The sequence below is a fragment of the Brevibacillus borstelensis genome, from assembly GCF_003710865.1.
GTDB lineage: Bacteria > Bacillota > Bacilli > Brevibacillales > Brevibacillaceae > Brevibacillus > Brevibacillus borstelensis.
Genome location: NZ_RHHO01000039.1, coordinates 22,425 through 40,784 on the forward strand (window position 1 = coordinate 22,425; position 18,360 = coordinate 40,784).

General features: G+C 53.8%; 14 protein-coding genes and 2 riboswitches. Of the genes, 10 read left to right on the forward strand and 4 right to left on the reverse strand.

What is annotated here, in order from left to right; genetic code table 11:
• Positions 1-61: 61 nt before the first annotated feature.
• Positions 62-679 carry a TetR/AcrR family transcriptional regulator gene (locus tag EDM54_RS19645; RefSeq protein WP_122958676.1) on the reverse strand — a complete coding sequence of 206 codons (618 nt, stop codon included), beginning with the start codon at positions 677-679 and terminating at the stop codon, positions 62-64.
• 149 nt (positions 680-828) lie between these two features.
• Here EDM54_RS19645 and kynU point away from each other — a divergent pair, with 149 nt between their 5' ends.
• The 5 genes from kynU (at position 829) to dapF (ending at position 5,878) form a co-directional block, all read left to right on the forward strand.
• Positions 829-2,115 (forward strand): kynureninase, encoded by a 1,287-nt coding sequence (kynU, locus tag EDM54_RS19650; RefSeq protein ID WP_024982935.1) that lies wholly within the window; start codon positions 829-831, stop codon positions 2,113-2,115.
• 46 nt (positions 2,116-2,161) lie between these two features.
• The gene (kynB, locus tag EDM54_RS19655; protein ID WP_003386182.1) at positions 2,162-2,797 is read left to right on the forward strand and encodes an arylformamidase; all 636 of its coding nucleotides are present in this window, start codon (positions 2,162-2,164) and stop codon (positions 2,795-2,797) included.
• A gap of 67 nt (positions 2,798-2,864) precedes the next feature.
• The gene (locus EDM54_RS19660; protein ID WP_003386180.1) at positions 2,865-3,560 is read left to right on the forward strand and encodes a tryptophan 2,3-dioxygenase family protein; all 696 of its coding nucleotides are present in this window, start codon (positions 2,865-2,867) and stop codon (positions 3,558-3,560) included.
• Between the two features lie 219 nt (positions 3,561-3,779).
• Positions 3,780-5,015 carry a dicarboxylate/amino acid:cation symporter gene (locus tag EDM54_RS19665; RefSeq protein WP_122958678.1) on the forward strand — a complete coding sequence of 412 codons (1,236 nt, stop codon included), beginning with the start codon at positions 3,780-3,782 and terminating at the stop codon, positions 5,013-5,015.
• A complete protein-coding gene (gene dapF / locus EDM54_RS19670; protein ID WP_255320313.1) occupies positions 5,012-5,878 on the forward strand; it encodes a diaminopimelate epimerase in 867 nt (288 codons plus the stop codon). Before EDM54_RS19665 ends, dapF begins: the two co-directional genes overlap by 4 nt.
• A 203-nt stretch (positions 5,879-6,081) precedes the next feature.
• Here the strand turns inward: dapF and EDM54_RS19675 are convergent, their stop codons facing one another.
• The 3 genes from EDM54_RS19675 to EDM54_RS19685 all read right to left on the reverse strand — a co-directional run bounded on the left by EDM54_RS19675 (position 6,082) and on the right by EDM54_RS19685 (position 10,312).
• Positions 6,082-7,818 carry an amidohydrolase gene (locus EDM54_RS19675; protein WP_024982932.1) on the reverse strand — a complete coding sequence of 579 codons (1,737 nt, stop codon included), beginning with the start codon at positions 7,816-7,818 and terminating at the stop codon, positions 6,082-6,084.
• Between the two features lie 15 nt (positions 7,819-7,833).
• Positions 7,834-8,979 carry a polyamine ABC transporter substrate-binding protein gene (locus EDM54_RS19680; protein ID WP_122958679.1) on the reverse strand — a complete coding sequence of 382 codons (1,146 nt, stop codon included), beginning with the start codon at positions 8,977-8,979 and terminating at the stop codon, positions 7,834-7,836.
• Between the two features lie 130 nt (positions 8,980-9,109).
• Positions 9,110-10,312: a saccharopine dehydrogenase family protein gene (locus EDM54_RS19685; protein WP_003386175.1), complete on the reverse strand. Its 1,203-nt coding sequence runs from the start codon at positions 10,310-10,312 to the stop codon at positions 9,110-9,112.
• A gap of 627 nt (positions 10,313-10,939) precedes the next feature.
• Positions 10,940-11,051, forward strand: a riboswitch (SAM riboswitch).
• 103 nt (positions 11,052-11,154) lie between these two features.
• Positions 11,155-11,269: riboswitch (SAM riboswitch) on the forward strand.
• 85 nt (positions 11,270-11,354) lie between these two features.
• Here EDM54_RS19685 and EDM54_RS19690 point away from each other — a divergent pair.
• From EDM54_RS19690 to EDM54_RS19710, 5 genes are all read left to right on the forward strand, one after another.
• Positions 11,355-12,605: a homoserine dehydrogenase gene (locus EDM54_RS19690; protein WP_003386174.1), complete on the forward strand. Its 1,251-nt coding sequence runs from the start codon at positions 11,355-11,357 to the stop codon at positions 12,603-12,605.
• Between the two features lie 101 nt (positions 12,606-12,706).
• Positions 12,707-14,200: a glycerol kinase GlpK gene (gene glpK, locus EDM54_RS19695; RefSeq protein ID WP_122958680.1), complete on the forward strand. Its 1,494-nt coding sequence runs from the start codon at positions 12,707-12,709 to the stop codon at positions 14,198-14,200.
• 239 nt (positions 14,201-14,439) lie between these two features.
• A complete protein-coding gene (locus EDM54_RS19700; protein ID WP_003386172.1) occupies positions 14,440-15,516 on the forward strand; it encodes an extracellular solute-binding protein in 1,077 nt (358 codons plus the stop codon).
• A 12-nt stretch (positions 15,517-15,528) separates the two neighbouring features.
• A complete protein-coding gene (locus EDM54_RS19705; RefSeq protein WP_122958681.1) occupies positions 15,529-16,656 on the forward strand; it encodes an ABC transporter ATP-binding protein in 1,128 nt (375 codons plus the stop codon).
• Positions 16,653-18,359, forward strand: a complete 1,707-nt coding sequence (locus tag EDM54_RS19710) for an ABC transporter permease (protein WP_003386169.1) — start codon at positions 16,653-16,655, stop codon at positions 18,357-18,359. The genes EDM54_RS19705 and EDM54_RS19710 overlap by 4 nt, the downstream gene beginning before the upstream one ends.
• Position 18,360: the final 1 nt, after the last annotated feature.

The window sequence follows — 18,360 nt, forward strand, 5'->3', positions numbered from 1 at the left end:
AAATGCCGGAAAAAAGAGACTTGTCCGTCAACAAGCGGGCTGCAAGTCTCTTTTTTGCTGCTTATGAATACAATCCACCCGTATAGATGGCTGCCAATGTTTTCGCGATCTCGTCCAGTTGAGCTTGATGTTCTCCCCGAACGATTTCCCAGAGGTACATTTCATGCGAGTAAAACCAGCCGCGTGCGACCAGCTCCGGATCAAGTCCGGTCCGTGCCAAGCCGTTCTGCTGGGAATAGGCGATGTCCTGGGCAATTCTGTTGATGAAGCGCTCGCGGATCTCGGCCCATTTTTGCGAAGCAGAGGCCGAGACGCCAATCGCCTCTCCAAATACCTGCAGCATCTTGCGCTCAGACTCAGCCATTCGTAAAAAGGCAGTCGTCTGGTACAGAATAAGCTCTTCAGCTTCGGCGCGGGAAGCGGGTGTAAAGGGAAGCTCTGCAATACTGTAGAATGCCGTCATGACATCTTCCATCAAAACGATCAGGAGGTCATCCTTGCCTGTAAAGTGGACATAGGCGGTACCGTATCCTGTTTTTGCCCGCTTGATGATCTGGGAGATCGTCGCTTTGTGGAAGCCTTCCTCGGGAAATACTTCTTTGGCTGCTTCCAACAGCTTGTGCCGGGTGTGCAGCGAACGCAAATGGCGTCCATCCGTTACGCTCTTTGTCTCTTCCACAGCACCGCCCTCCTTTACCAACTAGAATACAGGGAAATAAGGGAAAAAGGAAGAGAGGCGGACTCCAAAGCAAACTAATTCAAAATATTGACACTATGTCAACTTTTCTGTAATCTTGTGCTAACAACCGATACGAAGGAGGTTTTCCCTTGAAGGAATCTGCGTTTTCGCCCACGGAAGAATTTGCTCTGGAGCAGGACAATCGCGATGCTCTGGGTCCTTTTCGCGAAGAGTACTACCTTCCGCAAGGTATTGTCTACCTGGATGGAAACTCGCTTGGGATGTTGTCAAAAAGGGCCGAGCGTACCCTCATGGACTCGCTGAACGATTGGAAACGGATGGGGATTGATGGGTGGACACAAGGGGAGCGACCGTGGTTTTACCAGGCGGAGAGGCTGGGGGCTTGTCTGGCGCCGCTTGTCGGAGCGGATCCCGATGAAGTGATTGCAAGCGGTTCCACAACGGTCAATCTCCACCAGTTGGCGTCCACCTTTTATCAGCCTGAGGGGAAACGGACCAAAATTCTCGCCGATGAGCTTACCTTTCCCTCGGATATTTATGCCTTGCAAAGCCAGATCAGGCTGCGTGGACTCGATCCGCATGAGCATCTGGTCTTGGCAGCCAGCCGCGATGGCCGCTTTCTGGAGGAGGACGACATCATCGCTTGCATGACTGAAGAGATCGCCCTGATCGTCCTCCCCACTGTTTTGTATCGAAGCGGACAGCTCCTCGATATCCCGCGATTGACGGAGGAAGCGCACAAGCGGGGAATCATGATCGGCTTTGACGGCTGTCATTCGGTCGGTGCGATTCCGCATCGATTCAGCGAATGGGATGTCGACTTTGCCTACTGGTGCAACTACAAGTACCTCAATGGCGGGCCTGGCAGTGTTGGCGCGCTGTACGTAAACCGGAAGCACTTCGGGCGGTTGCCAGGACTGGCCGGCTGGTTCGGATCGGACAAAGAGAAACAGTTTGATATGGAGCTGAGCTTTTCGCCCGCGCAGACGGCTGGAGCGTACCAGATCGGGACGCCGCATATTTTGAGCATGGCCCCCTTATTCGGAGCGCTGTCCATGTTCGAGGAGGCGGGAATAGACCAGATTCGCCAGAAGTCCTTGCAGCAGACTGCCTATTTGATGGATCTGCTTGATGAGGAGCTTGCGGATCACGGCTTTGTCATCGGAAATCCGCGAGAGGATGCGAGGAGAGGGGGACATGTCAGCCTGGAGCATCCGGAAGCGGCCCGCATCTGCAAGGCTTTGAAAGATAGCGGGGTGATTCCGGATTTTCGGGCGCCAAACGTGATACGCCTGGCACCAGTAGCCCTGTATACCTCATACCATGATGTATGGCGTGCCGTCCAAATCCTGAAGCGGATTATGGAGGAGCGGACGTATGAACGTTACGAGAACAAACGCGGCGTGGTCGCTTGAAGCACAATAAATCTGCCGGAAACGCAGGAGAGGAGCTGCCAGGAATATGAACTGGATTGACATATCGCGTCCGCTCGCGCCCGGTGCCCCTACATGGCCTGGCGATACGCCGTTTCACTACGAGGTGAGCTGGCCGAAATCCGAGAGCGGCTCTGTCAATGTAGGCAAGCTGACGATGAGCCTGCATACGGGTACACATGTAGACGCTCCTTATCACTTTGACGATGACGGGAATAAAATTCTTGATTTGCCGATCGAGATTTACATCGGTCCGGCTATAGTTCTGGATGTGTCCGGGAAACAGAGCGTCGGAGCCGCCGATCTGGACGGTATCGATCTGACAGGGGTGGAACGGCTTTTGCTCCGTACCGGCTCGTGGCCCGATCCTGGGCGTTTTCCTTCTGATATCTGTTATCTCCGCTCTGATCTGGCTCCTTTTTTAGCGGAGCAGGGCATTCGCCTGATCGGTGTCGACGTCCCGTCGGTCGATCCGCTGGACAGCAAGGAGCTGCCGGCTCATCACAGTCTGCACGCCTGCCATATTCACATTTTGGAGGGGCTGCTGCTGGATCATGTAGAGCCGGGACAGTACGAGCTGATAGCCCTGCCGCTGCCGCTCGTCCAGGCGGACGGAAGTCCTGTTCGTGCCGTATTGCGCCGTTTAGCACAGGGAAATGAATAAGACATCCGGAGCCGGATGCTTTCGGCCATGCTGCTCGCTGTTACTTGAAAAAGGGGAGGAAAAGCCGTTGACCAGAGAGCTGTCGGATTACGAGAAATACATTCGGACAGAGGAACTGCTCGGGTTGCAAAAGCGTGAGGATGAGTTGGCGTGCGCGGATGAACTGACCTTTCAGGTGATTCATCAGATCGCGGAGCTGCATTTCAAACTCGTCATGCAATATCTGCAAATGGCCAAATCGGCGATGGTCGCAGGGGAGCCTGACAAGGCAAAGGAACATCTGCACCGCGTCAATCTCCACATGAAGCATCTGCCGGAAGTATTTACGATGGTCAAAGTGATCAGTCCGTTGGATTACCATACCATACGGCTCGCGCTCGGGAGGGGCAGCGGACAGGATTCGCCGGGGTTCAATCAGATCCTCCAGTTTGGCCCGACCCTTTGGGAGCCATTTGAAAAGCTCCTGGGCGAAAAGGGACTGTCTCCTCTCGACGTGCACAAAGAGCCCACGGCACATCTCGCCTTGTATCAGCTGATGCAGGAGCTGATCCAGTTTGACGAGGGCTTCCAAAGCTTTCGCTATCAGCATCTGCAGCTAGTGCGCCGGATGATCGGCCTGGAGACAAACAGCCTCAAGGGGATACCGGCCCAAGCGCTGCAGAAGGGGGTCCGACACGAGTTTTATCCGGTGTTATGGAAGGCGATCAGCGAGTTGACCGACTGGACCGGCTCCAGCTACAATCCGCGGCCGCTCGGCGAGTAATCAGCTTCTCTCGAATGGAAAAATGTCTCCATTCGAGAGAAGTTTTTTTGTCAGTGGAGAAGCTTCAAGTCTTAAAGCGGGTGATAGTGCCACACTTTCCCCTGTTCTCGTACTTTGAACCAACAGGCATTATTTTAGTGAATTTTCAGAAATGTATCGAGCGTTCCTCCATATATTTAAGTAGACAACTCCACACAAGTCCAAAAAGGGGTGAAAATAATGGGGGAATCCGGGAAAAGCCGGGCATGGGAAGCGTATCGGTATCCCATCCTTTTGTTGGTTGCGATCCTCATCGGCGGCATGATAGGGTGGGTGGCCGGACCGAAGGCAGATGTGCTCAAACCGTTTGGCGACATTTTTATCAATCTGATGTTCACCATTGTCGTGCCGCTGGTCTTTGTCAACATCAGCAGCGCGGTAGCCAGCATCGCAAACTTGAAGCGGCTGGGAAAAATCCTGGGCGTGATGCTGGCAGTCTTTGTCGCTACGGGTATCGTTTCATCTGTGCTGATGATCGTCGGAGTTTCGCTTGTTCCGCCGGCTGATGGTGTTCAAATCGAACTCAAAGCACCGGACGAGCTGAAGCGGCTGCAAACGGGAGAGCAGTTCGTAAACGCCTTTACCGTGCCCAATTTTAGCGATCTGCTGTCGCGGAAAAACATGCTGGCACTCATTGTCTTTTCGATCTTGTTCGGCCTTGCGGTAAGTCTTACCGGAGAAAAAGGGAGGAGGGTAGCAGACGGCCTCTCTCTTTTGTCCGAGGTAATGATCAAGCTGATCAAGCTGCTGATGTACTATGCTCCGATTGGGCTGGGTGCCTACTTTGCCACGCTCGTCGGGGTATTCGGCCCGGAGCTGTTAGGTTCGTACGCCCGGGCGATGTCGGTGTACTATCCGATTGCAATTTTGTATTTCTTCCTGTTCTTCACGTTGTATGCGTATATGGCAGCAGGCAGGGGAGGTCCGGGAAAGTTTTGGCGGGCAGCCGTCTCTCCTGCCGTCACTTCGCTTGCGACATCGAGCAGCGTAGCGACCATTCCAGTCAATCTGGAAGCGACGGCCCGGCTCGGTGTGCCAAAGGACATCCGCGAGATCGTCATCCCGCTCGGAGCCACTGCCCATATGGATGGTTCCTGTCTGAGCGCCATTCTGAAAATTTCATTTCTGTTTGGCTTGTTTCAAATGCCGTTTCACGGGTTTGAGACATACGTGACAGCCATTGTCATCGCTGTTCTGAGCGGTGTGGTCATGTCTGGCGTCCCGGGCGGCGGCTTTATCGGGGAAATGCTGATCGTTACGATGTACGCTTTTCCGCCGGAAGCACTGCCGATCGTCGCGATGATCGGAACGCTGGTCGATCCCCCTGCGACGATGGTGAACGCTACCGGGGATACTGCCGCCAGCATGCTCGTTTCTCGCATCCTCGAGGGCAAAGGGTGGATGAACAAAGCATGAATCCCGGAAATTCCATTGAGATCATGAAAAGGTGCATCCCTTTTGCGAAGATGCATGGCTGCGGCAACGACTTTTTGATTATGGACAATCGGCAGGAAGAATGGGAGGGCAAGGAGCTCGGAGCAATCGCCCGTCGGCTGTGCAATCGGGAAACGGCATTGGGAGCTGACGGATGCATGTGGGTGGAGAAGTCCGACGTTGCCGATTTTTCCATGCGTTACTTCAACGCAGATGGCAGCGAAGGGGAAATGTGCGGGAACGGGGCCAGATGTATTGCCCGTTACGCCTTTGAAAAAGGGATTGCGCCTGCAGCGATGCGGTTTGCTGCCAAAGACGGCCTGTATCATTCTCTTGTGGAAGGTCGATGGGTAGACGTGTACTTTCCGGCAATGGACAGGGCTGACTTTTTCCTGAATCGCCGTTATGAAGCCATGGATGGAGCTCGTCAATACCATTTTGCCGTGGTCGGTGTGCCGCATACGGTCTGGTTTGTCGCGGATACAGAAGAGATGAGTGACGAGCAGGTATCAGCCTGGGGAAAAGCGATCCGGTACGATCACTCGATCTTTCCTGACGGCGTCAATGTGAACTTTGTGCAAATAGCTGACGAAAACAAGCTCAAGATCCGGACGTATGAGAGGGGAGTAGAGCGAGAGACGCTCGCCTGCGGCTCGGGTGCGACGGCCAGCGCAATCACGTCGTCGTTGCTCGGTCTGGTCGCGTCGCCGGTAACAGTCTTGACCAGGGGAGGAGAGCTTAGGGTTTCCTTGCGCCTTGAAAACAATCTGGTCAGAGACATCGTTCTCGGAGGACCGACGAGGTGGGTAGCTTCCGGGTACCTCTTGCCGGAAATGTGGATGTAAGAGGAAGAGCGGTTTATAGATCGAGTTGGGATAACGAACAGGCTGTGACGGTTAAAAAGTTGTTAGAATGACAAACAGACTGCGAAGGTGAAACGAAAAGAAGCATGCTTTCCACCAAGCCGCCAAGCTCTGCTCAGGAAAGAATTTTGCAGAGCGCTCCCGGTCGGCTGCCTGAGGAAAACATGCTTCTTGTTTATCAAACGCTATTTGCCTGCCGGTCCAAATGAGCTGTCGCGATAAACCGGCTTGCCTTCAAATAAGGTGAGCAGAACCTTTGTCTCATTGATCTGGGTCGCCGGGATCTCAAACAGATTTTTCTCCAGGACGACCAGGTCGGCCTTTTTGCCGATCTCGATGGAGCCAGTCTCGTTTTCGAGGAAATTGGCATACGCTCCTTCGATCGTAAAGCTGGCGATCATGTCAGCCAGCGTGGCTCTCTCCTCCGGCCAGAGAATGTCGCCGGGATCGGTAGAACCGTGCTCCGCCCGAGTGACGCCGCGCTCGATGCCATCCAGGGGAGAGAACTCCTGCGTCACCGGATAGTCGCTCGAGGAGGCCATGTGTACCCCGGCGGCAATAAAGCTCTTCATCGGGTATTCGCGGTCAGCCCGTTCCTGACCGAGGTACGGTACCTGGATGTCTTCGTAATAGCCCGGTTCTTTAAAGAACCAGAACGGCTGAGGAACTCCGATCACTCCCAGAGCCTTGAAGCGGCTGATATCCTCCGGCTTGACAAGCTGGAGATGGGTGATGAGATGGCGGGAGTCGCGTTTGCCGTTGCTTTTTTGCACCGCTTCCAGTCCGTCCAGCGCAATCGAAGTGGCCGCATCTCCGATGGAGTGAACATGAACCTGAAAGCCTGATTTGTCGATGGCCGCTGCCATTTGCTTGTAGCTGTCCGGCCTCCAGACAAGCTCGCCATGTGAATCAATATGTTCGTAAGGCTCGGACAAATAACCTGTGCTGCCTTCGATTACGCCATCCATAAAGATTTTGACACTGTTTGTCTGGTAGAGCGGTCCTTTGTTTTTCTCCCGTTCCTTAATGAACTCCTGGAGCTGTTCCGGCCCTTTTCCGGGATCAGCCAGGAAGGAATTGCGGAAACGCATGGTCAGCTTGTTGTTTTCCTCGGCTTTTTTGTAGGCGGCCAGAACGTTGGGACCGCCGATCATTGGCTCGTGGGCTGTCGTGACACCGCGTTCTGCTGCCATTTCCTGATAGGCCAGGATGCCATCCATATACTGGTCGACAGTAAATTCGGGAACCACGTCAGCGATCAGATCAACGGCTTTTTCGCGGAGCGTCCCCCATGGTTCGCCCGTGGCGTCATCCCGTTCGATTACGCCGCCCTCGGGATTTTTCGTATCCTTGGTAATGCCGGCGAGCTCGAGTGCTTTTGAATTTGCCCATACAGAGTGAACGTCTTCCGAAGTGAGCACGACGGGAATGTCCGAAATGACATCATCGAGCATTTTTTTGCTCGGCCCTTTGCCCGGGATCAGCGGGTTGCTCCAGCCCATACCGGTAATGACTTTGGCATCGGGATGCTTTTTGGCGAATTCGCGCACGGCCTGCAAATATTCATCCACCGATTGCTTGCCGTACAGATCGACAGAATGAATTTGCTTGACCGTTTCGCTGGCGTGGGTGTGACTGTCGAAGAAGCCGGGCAGCACCATTTTGCCTTTCAAATCGACGACTTCGGTCTTGGGGCCGGCATATTTTTTCGCATCGGCATCGGTTCCGACAAAAAGGATGCGCCCGTCTTTGACCGCGACGGCTTCCGCCCAGTTGCGGTTTTTGTCCACCGTGTAAACGGCTCCATTTTGCAAAATCAGATCGGCCTGCTTGTCCGCAGGCAGAGGTGCAGCATTTGCGCCATAGCTGCCCAGGGAACCGAGCAGCAGCAGGCTTGCCAGAAAACAGGTTGTCCGTTTCACGCGTCATCCACCTTTTTACTCAAGTTTAATTTCCGGCCAAATCCGGTCATACTGCTTGGCGGCATCCCCGATGTCCACCATGTATTCCCCTTTTGCCAAGTCCTCCTTCGGCGGATAGACGGCGGGGTCTTCCAAAACGGCCTTGTCGATCAGCTCGTGGGCGGCCAGGTTCGGATTCGCATACGGGTAATGTTTGGAGATTTCGGCGCTGATGTCCGGGCGAAGAATGAAGTTGATGAATGTCTCTGCCGTTTTTTTGTTTGGACTGCCCTTGGGAATGACGAAATTATCCTGCCAAAGCTCCATGCCTTCCTGGGGCAGTATCGTTTTGATCGCCGGATTTTCCTGACGGGCTAGCGAAGCCTCGGCACCGTAGACGATGCCGGCCGCCACCTCGCCGGATACGAGCAGCGTCTTCGGGCTGTCGCTGTCAAAAGCCTTTACGTTGGGCATCAATTGGCTGAGCAGCTCTTTCGATTTTTCCAGTACGGCGGGGTCCGTCTCATTCAGTGACTTGCCCTGCATTTGATTGGCGATGCCGATCATCGAGCGGGCGTCATCGAGTACGACCAGCGATCCCTTCAACTTTGGGTTAAGCAGATCCCGGTAACCGGAAATGGGGATGGAAACCTTGTCCGCATTGACCGCAATCACGACATTTCCCCACATGTACGGCACAGAGAAAGCCCCCTCGGGATCAGAGGAGCGTTTCAAAAACTCCGGACCGACGTTTTTGATGTTGCTGATGCTGGAGTAGTCCAACTTTTCCATCAATTGCTGTTTGCGCATCAAGTCTACCATGTAGTCGCTCGCGACGGCAAGATCATAGCCCGAAGAATTGACAGACAGTTTGGCGAACATTTCCTCGTTCGAGGAGTAGGTACTGATATTCACCTTTACGCCGTACTCTTTTTCAAATGCCTCCAGAACACTTGGCGGGATGTACTCCGACCAGATAAAGAGGTTGAGCGATTTGGACAATCCTGCCTGGCTGTCTCCGCCCGCTTTGGCAGTTTCATTTCCCGACGAGGGAGCGCCATTCCCCTGGACCTGCTGACCCGGCTGGACAGAGCTGCTTCCGCAACCAGTCAATCCGGTCAACAGAACCAGAGCAGCGACTAAGATGAGCATGAACAGGCTTGTCCGCTTTTTCTCCATCATGAGAGGTTTCACCTTCGTTTCATGTAGGATTGATGAATCGGAAGAAACGTACCCGATCTGTATTTAACAAAGATCGGGACAGCGGCAACAGCTGCCAATCCCGATCTTTTTCTATATCTCAAGTTACGTACTACGATATTTGCCTGAGAGGGGCAGTCTTCTCAATCACATCCCAAGTCATGCCGCGAGCCTTTAACCGCTCTAAAAAGGGGAGCGGGTCGATCAGCTCGGGCGGAATGCAGCCGGTCGTGGTCAACAATCCTTCAGCGATCATGTCGACAGCGACGACCGGCGGGATGCCTGTCTGCCAGATCGTTGCTTGAAATTCCGTCTTGTAGTAAACCTCATCGTGATTGGCGATCGTGTAGACGTAAACTTCTTTTCGCTTGTTGTTCTTCTTGCCTTTGACGAGTGCGCCGACGGAGGAGTATCCGTGGATTTTTCCGGCGAGATCGGCCGGTTTCGGCATGGTCGTCACGACTACATCGCGCGGCGCTACCTTGACGCCTTTGACCTCGATCTCTTCGTCGCTGTCCAGTCCCAGATAGCTCAGCACCTTGAGGGTATTCACAAAGTCGGGATGGAGGGCGTACTTGAAGTCCACGTATTTGCACCCTTTTGCGCGGCCAATCGTCTCGCCAAGAGTGGTCGCTTCTTCGTGCTCCACGTTGTAGCAGTCCAGCCAGCCGATCGGCTCGGGGAATTCGAACTCCTCTTTGTTGGCAAAGGGAGTAGGCAAGTATTGTTCACCCTTGTCAGCCGTCCAGAAGTTCGGTTTGGCCAAACACTCCTGAATGGCTGTCTGCGGACTGAAGAAGGAGCAGAAGCCGTCGTAGTCGACGACGGAATTGTCGCCGTCGCGAATCAAAATCTCATCGACTTCGTCCAACTGATCCACAGCGTACCGCGCCGCGATGTTGGAGAAGCCGGGATCGCACCCAAGCCCCATGATTCCGAGAATGCCTGCCGCTTTGAATTTATCGGTCCAGGCTAGCTGCTTGCGGAGCCATTGCGGGCCGCTGGAAGCCGTGTCGATATAATGGGTTTTCGTGTTCAGGCACGCTTTCATCACTTCAAAGTTGTTTTCCGGCAAGCCGATATGCAGCAGTACGTCAATGTCAGTCAAAATAGATTGGACGCTCGATACATCGCGTGCGTCGACACGTTTTACCTGGATTTCCACATCCGTCTCCCGGCGCAGCTCGGCAGCCAGCTCTTCAGCCGGGCCGATCGATATATCTGCCAGCACCAGTTTTTGCAAATACTTCGATTTCACGATTTCACACGCGCTTACTTGTCCTACACCGCCAACTCCTAAAATAGCGACTCGCATAGAGTCCTCCTTCCATTTTTGGAAAACGTTCTATCTTCGCATTCGAAACAGCCATTTCTGCAAATGCAGATCGATCGTAGCAGGAAATACCGCGACTTGTGTCGCAACATCGATTGGTTCACGCGGACGAAGTCTCATCCAAACACCCTCCTTCTGCACACGGGCAGATCATAGTAGAAACCGAAGCTAAGTGGGACGATCGTGGATCAAAACAGGCAGCAGCCTACTCAAAAAAAGCACCTCCTTCCTGCTGAAAAAGTCAGAGTGGAGCGTCTTTTATTCATGTATATTCGACGCACCCGACGTCCCATGCGAATGGAAAAAGGGAATTATACTCTGACTTTTCTGAAAATATATGCAAGAATGATACCAAATGACCGGCTGCTTCCTGTGCAGTATGAAGGAGCATCGGCAGTACCATTATTCTCACTATTGAGAAAGCAAAAACCAAAACAAAGTGCTGGAAATGTCTGTTGGTGCGCCATCACCTGCATGAGAACACCTTATTAAAAATGAGAAACCTTTCTTTTCAAAAATGAAAGGAATTGTCCGAAGATGAAATGTCGGAAATATCTGGTTGACGGCTCAAACCGAATTCCTTACAATGTTGCCAACAGGAAAATACTGTTCTTATCCAGAGAGGCGGAGGGACTGGCCCGATGAAGCCCGGCAACCGTCACGCAGTTTGTGACAAGGTGCCAATTCCTGCAGGACTGATGACAGTCTTGACAGATAAGAAGCGGGAGTACGTCCATTCCGGATGCCAACCTTCTTCTTAACGGGAGAAGGTTTTTTATTTGTATGATCAAATGTTTTTGAGTTATCGCAACTTCATAACTTCTTTCTTATCCAGAGAGGTGGAGGGACTGGCCCGATGAAGCCCGGCAACCGTCACGCAGTTTGTGGCAAGGTGCCAATTCCTGCAAGACAGCAGCAGTATGTCTTGGCAGATGAGAAGGAGGCCCCCTGTAGCTCGCGAGCCTTCTTCTTAAACGGAAGAAGGCCTTTTTTATGTTTGAAATGAGAAAAAGAGGTGGAGTACATGAGTGCAAGTGTGGTAAAAGTAGGATTGCTTGGCGTAGGGACGGTGGGGGGCGGCGTCTTGAAAACGATCCGCTCTCAGCAGCAAAAGCTGTCGGACAGGTTGGGCAGACGTGTCGAGGTGGTCAAGGCGCTGGTCCGCAATGCGGAAAAGCAGCGGTCTGTACCGATTGAGAACAATCTGATCACGACCCGGTTTGAAGAAGTGCTGGCGTCGGACGTGGACATCGTCGTCGAGGTGATGGGCGGCGTCGAGCCGACATACGGCTATGTCCGTGCACTGATTGAAAAGGGCTGTCACATCGTCACCGCGAACAAGGAGCTGCTTGCCAAGCACGGAACGGAGCTGGTGCGGCTAGCCAATCGGCACGGCGTTCAGCTCGCGTACGAGGCCAGCGTAGCCGGAGGGATTCCGATTCTCGGCGTGCTGCGCCAGTTTCTCCGGACTAATGACATCGTATCGGTCAGCGGCATTTTAAACGGGACGACGAATTACATCCTGACGCGGATGGAACAGGAAAAGCTTCCCTACGCCGAAGTGCTGAAGCAGGCGCAGGAGCTGGGCTACGCCGAAGCGGACCCTGCCTCGGACGTAGAGGGCTGGGATGCCTTGTACAAAACGTACATCCTCGCCCAGCTCGTATTTGGTGAATCGCTGCCGCTGCATGCAGCCGAGAGGCAGGGGATTGAAAAGCTGCATCTCGGACAGATCGGCCTCGCCCGCGAATTGGGGTACCGGATCAAGCTGCTGGCCAAGGCTTCCAAGGCCGGGGGCGGTCTACAGCTTTCCGTCCGTCCAACGCTTCTGCCGCTGGATCACCCACTCGCGCAGGTGCAGGATGCCTACAACGCCGTGCAGGTGTCGGGCAATATCGTCGGCGACCTTTTGTTCATGGGCAAAGGGGCAGGCGAGCTTCCGACAGCAAGCGCTGTGGTGGAGGATCTGGCCTATTTGCTGACCCAGCGCTTCACTCCTCAGCCGGTCTGGCAGGAAAGCGAGCCGGCAGGCAATCGGGAAGCCGGGGAGAAGCGGTGCTTTTGCTATCTGGAAAGTAAAGCGTTGCGGGGAACGCCTGATCAAGTCACGCATTTTTTGGATCGGGCAGGAGTTCTCGTGGAAAAACAGCGAATACAATATGACTGGGCGAGCGTCTTGCGCATCGGCATGATTGCCAGCGGTTTTGCAGAGGAGCACAAGAAGGCGCTGCACCGCGATTTCGGCATCAGGGCGGAAGTGTTTCCCGTGTTGTGAGCGGAGACGGCCCAATGCTTCGGGATATAGACCGCATCCGGTTTCACCCCTAATAGAGGAGAAAAAGGGTGCCCATATCCCGCGGTAGAAGGAGGAAGCTCATGGATAAAAAGTATGTGCTCGCAATCGATCAGGGGACGACCAGTTCCCGGGCCATCTTGTTCGACAAGCAAGGAAGCATCGTCGGGATGGCCCAGAAAGAATTTCCCCAGCTCTTTCCCCAGCCAGGATGGGTAGAGCACAATGCCCTGGACATCTGGTCATCGGTCGTCGGCGTAATCGGCGAGGTTTTGGCCAGCCACAATGTTTCGGCGCAGGAAGTGGCAGCCATCGGGATCACCAATCAACGCGAGACGACCGTGGTGTGGAACAAGCATACCGGAGTGCCCATCTATCACGCAATTGTCTGGCAGTCGAGACAGACAGCGGGAATTTGCGAAGAGCTCAAAAGCAAGGGATACGACCCATTGTTTCGGGATACGACCGGTCTGCTGATCGATGCTTACTTTTCGGGCACAAAAGTAAAATGGATTCTCGACCATGTGGAAGGCGCCCGCGCTTTGGCGGAGCAGGGCGACCTCCTGTTCGGAACGATTGACACGTGGCTGATCTGGAAGCTGTCCGGCGGCCGGGCGCATGTGACCGACTATACCAACGCGTCGCGCACACTCATGTACAATATTTTTGATTTGAAGTGGGACGATGAGCTGCTGGCTCTGCTCGATGTCCCGCGTGCGATGCTGCCTGAGGTGAGAAGCAGCTCGGAGGTGTATGCGGTAACCGACAAGGATTTGTTCTTTGGCGTCGAGGTTCCGATCTCGGGGGCTGCAGGAGACCAGCAGGCCGCTTTGTTCGGGCAAGCCTGCTTCGAGCGGGGCATGGCCAAAAATACATACGGCACCGGCTGTTTTTTGCTGATGAACACCGGAGAACAAGCCGTTCGCTCCGAGCATGGCTTGCTGACGACGATCGCCTGGGGCCTTGGCGGAAAAGTGGAGTACGCGCTGGAAGGGAGCATTTTTGTCGCAGGCTCTGCAATCCAATGGCTGCGGGATGGCCTGCGCATGCTCAAAACCTCGGCAGACAGCGAACGCTACGCAACGGCCGTGTCATCCACCGAAGGCGTCTATGTCGTCCCGGCTTTTGTGGGCTTGGGCACTCCTTACTGGAACAGCGAGGTCCGCGGCGCGATTTTTGGACTGACCCGGGGAACCAAAAAAGAGCATTTCATCCGGGCCACACTGGAGTCGCTGGCGTACCAAACCAGAGACGTGGTGGCAGCCATGGAAGCAGATGCCGGCATTCCGCTGAGCAAGCTTCGCGTAGACGGCGGTGCCGTAGCGAATCACTTCCTGATGCAATTTCAAAGCGATATTCTCGGTGTCACCGTCGAGCGTCCGCGCGTACATGAAACGACGGCGCTCGGTGCCGCCTATTTGGCCGGGTTGGGCATCGGTTTTTGGAAAAGCAAAGAGGAGATTTCGCACAATTGGCAGGTTGAGCGCTCATTCGAGGCGAGACTGGAAGAGACGGAGCGCAGCAGGCTATATGCCGGTTGGCAAAAGGCTGTCCGGGCTGCGGCAGCATTTGTGTAAGCATTTTCATTGACAGTTATTGAAAACTATGGTTATACTTTAGAAAAGTTGATCGTGCAGCACGAAAACATACGGAAATACGGTTAGGCGGAGAAAACGGAGAAAACCCTTACCCGTAAACACATTCCTTTTAAGGGGAGGAGTGTGTTTATATACGTAAGGGTTTTCTTTTTATTCATTATCGTCAAACTATTCGATCAACAGAAAAATGAACACGAATAGAAAGAGGGGTCTGACAAATGGTGAAAAAGTGGCTGAATGTCGTAGCGACCGCGGCGTTGTTGTCGACGGTGGCAGTAGCAGGGTGTTCCTCGGGGGATACGGGCTCATCCAGTACGGGCCAAGGAGAAGCTGGCGGGGGTTCGGGTGCCGCAAAAGAACTGGGTCAAATTGCACTCTACTCGCCTGAGACACCTGATATGACCAAAGAAATTGGTCAGAATTTTGAAAAGGCTTTCAAGGGCTCGACCGTTAACATTCAGTACGCCGGCACCAACGTTCTGGTGAACAAGATGATTGCCGAAAAGGACAATCCGATGGGGGATGTCTGGTATGGCGGAGGCGGTTTCCTGCCGTTTGAGTCGGCGAAGGACAAGGATATTATTACGGCCTATACGCCTGAAGCGATCAAGGATTGGCCGGAAGTGCGCGACGGGATCAAAATCCGCGACAAGGATTGGAAATGGATCGGAGCAGAGGTGTTCGTCCTCGGCTTTGTTTACAATACCGACCTGGTAAAACCGGAAGAAGCGCCGAAAACATGGGACGACCTCTTGGACCCGAAATGGAAAGGCAAGCTCCAAATGCCGAACCCGGCAGCATCCGGAACAGCCACGCTTACGGTTCTGAGCCAACTGATGGAGCGCGGGGAGGAACCAGGCTGGGAGTACTTCAAAAAATTGGTCGATCAGATGAGCGCGATGCCTGACTCCGGCTCGGCGCCCGGAAAAGCGGTAGCCAAAGGCGAAGCCCATGTCGCGATCGCATTTGACTTCATGGCATACGAAATGAAGGCAAAGGGGGAAAAGGTGGACTTTATCGTTCCTGAGAAAACTCCTGTCATCGTCAACCCGGTATCTCTTGTCCAGGATGGACCGAACCCTGACGGCGGCAAAGCGCTGATCGACTACCTGTTGTCCAAGGAAGGACAGCAAACGCTTGCCAACTGGTACCATATCCCGATTTCCAAAGAGGTTGAATCGAAAACGCCGCTCACGCTGGAAAAGGTCATCCCGCATGCACAGGAGCTCGACGTAGATTGGGTCGTGCAAAACTACGACCGCGTACGCAACGAATGGCGGCAAAAATTCCAATAAGGAGGTTCTTCCATGGGGTCGGTCAGAATTGAGAACTTGCACAAATCGTTTAACGGAATCGCCGCATTGGAAGACGTCAGTCTGGACATTCGGGAGGGCGAGTTCTTCGCCCTTCTCGGCCCGTCCGGCTGCGGAAAAACGACGACTATGCGCTGCGTGGCCGGGTTTGAAAGTCCCACATCCGGCAAAATTTTTATCGGGGACCGCGATGTCAGCAACGTCCCCGCCAACCAGCGCAATTGCGGAATGGTTTTTCAAAGCTATGCGCTGTTCCCTCATTTGAATGTATTTGAAAATGTCGCCTACAGCCTGCAGGTGCGCCGTTTCTACCAAGGCGGCTTTGGCACCAAACTCGCAGTCCTCGGCAATATGCTCAATCGGAAATTGGGCAGGGTGGACAAAGAGACAGAAAAAAAGGTGAGAGATGCACTGGATTTCGTAGAGTTGGGTCATTTGGCCGACAGGCTGCCGGGACAGCTTTCCGGCGGCCAGCAGCAGCGGGTGGCGCTGGCTCGGGCCTTGATCATGGAGCCGGCTGTGCTGTTGATGGATGAACCGCTCTCCAACCTGGACAAAAAGCTGCGCAACAGCATGCGGGTCACGATCCGCCGGATTCAGCAAAAAGTAGGAATTACGACGATCTTTGTCACACACGATCAGGAAGAGGCCATGGGCATGGCTGACCGGGTCGCAGTTATGCAGGGAGGCAAGCTGGTGCAGGTGGACACGCCCACCGCGCTGTACAGCAATCCGGGCTCCACTTTTGTAGCGGATTTCGTAGGCTCGTCCAATATTTTCAAGGGCAAGGTAAAAGGAACGGAGGCAAGCGGTACAGTCATTCAGCTTGAAGGCGGGCAACTGCTCACATCGGCTTTTTCCGCGAAACGTGAAGATGTAGAGGTAATCATTCGCCCTGAAAGCATTCGCCTGGCTGCCGGAGAACCGGTCGATGCAGGTGATAAATCGATAGAGGGTACCATCACCATGTCTACCTACCTTGGACCCAGCATTCGCTATGACGTACAGGTCGGAAACATGCAGATCGAAGTGGACAAGACGTTTGAAGCAGGAACGCCGCTGCTTCCGCCAGGCACAAAGGTCTATCTTTCCATCGATCCTCATCTAGTGGTGATCCTATGAAAAAGCGATTTCTCGAATCATTGAGCGGGTTTACGGTCCTGAAATGGTTTATCTACTTGTTCTTCTTCCTGTTTCTCCTGGTTCCGTTGTTCTCGATTTTGCTCGTCAGCTTTACCGGCCAGCCGATCAACCTGTTTGGCAGCCTGGTCAGCCAAAAAACGCTGGCAAAGACAATCGAGAAGCTGTCCAATGTGTCTCTGGAGGCCTACTCCTCGCTGTTTGAGGGCAAGGGCTACTTTGATGCCCTCCTGAACAGCCTGAAGCTGAGTACCGGAGTAGCACTGCTTGTGACCATCGTTGTCATTCCGATTGCGTACGCCTTTGCGCGGACGAAAATGCCGTTCAAAGGACTTTTTGCCACACTGTGTACAATTCCTCTGGTCGTACCCACGTTTATTTCGTCCTATGCTTTCATGCTGATGTTCGGAAAAACGGGGTGGGTCAATCACATCTACCAAGCATTGGGCGGGGAAGGCGTGCTTTTTGACATCCAGTCGATGCTCGGGATTGTGCTCGTACAGGTCTTCTACTTCTTTCCTTACGCCCTGTGGCCGATGGTGGCAGCCTTCAAGATCAGCGACCTGACCTTGGAAGAAGCGTCGCAAAACCTCGGTGCCCATAGTTGGTACACGTTTATGCGAGTGACCTTGCCGCTGGCGATGCCGGGGATCGTTTCGAGCATGCTGCTGATTTTTACCGTCAGCTTTTCCGACTTCGGGACACCGATTATTTTGGCGCCAAAAGATCTCAACCTGATCGTGGTCGAAGCGTATCGGGAGATGGCCGGCTTCTTCAACTGGGCAGGTTCCGCGGTATTGACCGTCATCATGCTCCTGGTCGCAGCCTTCTTCTTCTGGCTCCAGCGCCTCGTGATCAAGGGAAAGGAATACGGCACGATCTCGGGAAAACCGACTCGCCAAAAAATGAACGATCACAAGGGCGTAGTCTCCGTACTGACCACCTACTCCTTTTTGGTCGTACTGATTCCCGTACTCGGTGTCGCATCCATCTTCCTGTCGTCGCTCGCGACTACATGGGGACGTCACGCATTGCCGGACGGCTATACGCTCAGCCACTATCTGACGATTTTCAGCACGTCGCATAAAAATATTCTAAACAGTCTGGTTCTTGCCGGCGGAGCGCTGGTCCTGAGCGTGGTGATTGCCACCTTCGTCTCCTACTTTGTCGTGCGTCGCAACTCCGGGGGACTTGATTTTATCTCGTCCATTCCGCTGATCGTACCGGGCATCTCGCTGGGAATCGCGCTTATCCAAACGTTTAATACCGCTCCGTTGAAGCTTACGGGAACAGCGATCTTGCTCATCATCGCCTATACGATCAGGCGAATGCCGTACATGATCCGCTCGACGATGAGCTCGATGATGGCGATTCGCAAGGATATCGAAGAGGCAGCGGTAAATATGGGGGCATCCAACCTGCTCGCCGCCGTGACCGTGATCGGACCGCTGATGCTGCCCGGCATTGCAGCGGGTGCTATCCTCGTATTCGTAACGGTGATCAAGGAAACGAGCATTTCCCTGCTTCTGGCCCCGACAGATTGGGCGCCGATGAGCCTGGCGGTATTCCAAAACCTGCTGCGGGGTGAATACTACACCGCGTCAGCGATGGCGATTCTGATCATTGCGATCGTCATTGTCCTGCAGTACCTGGCGAAAAAATTGACCAAGGATCAACTGTACTAAG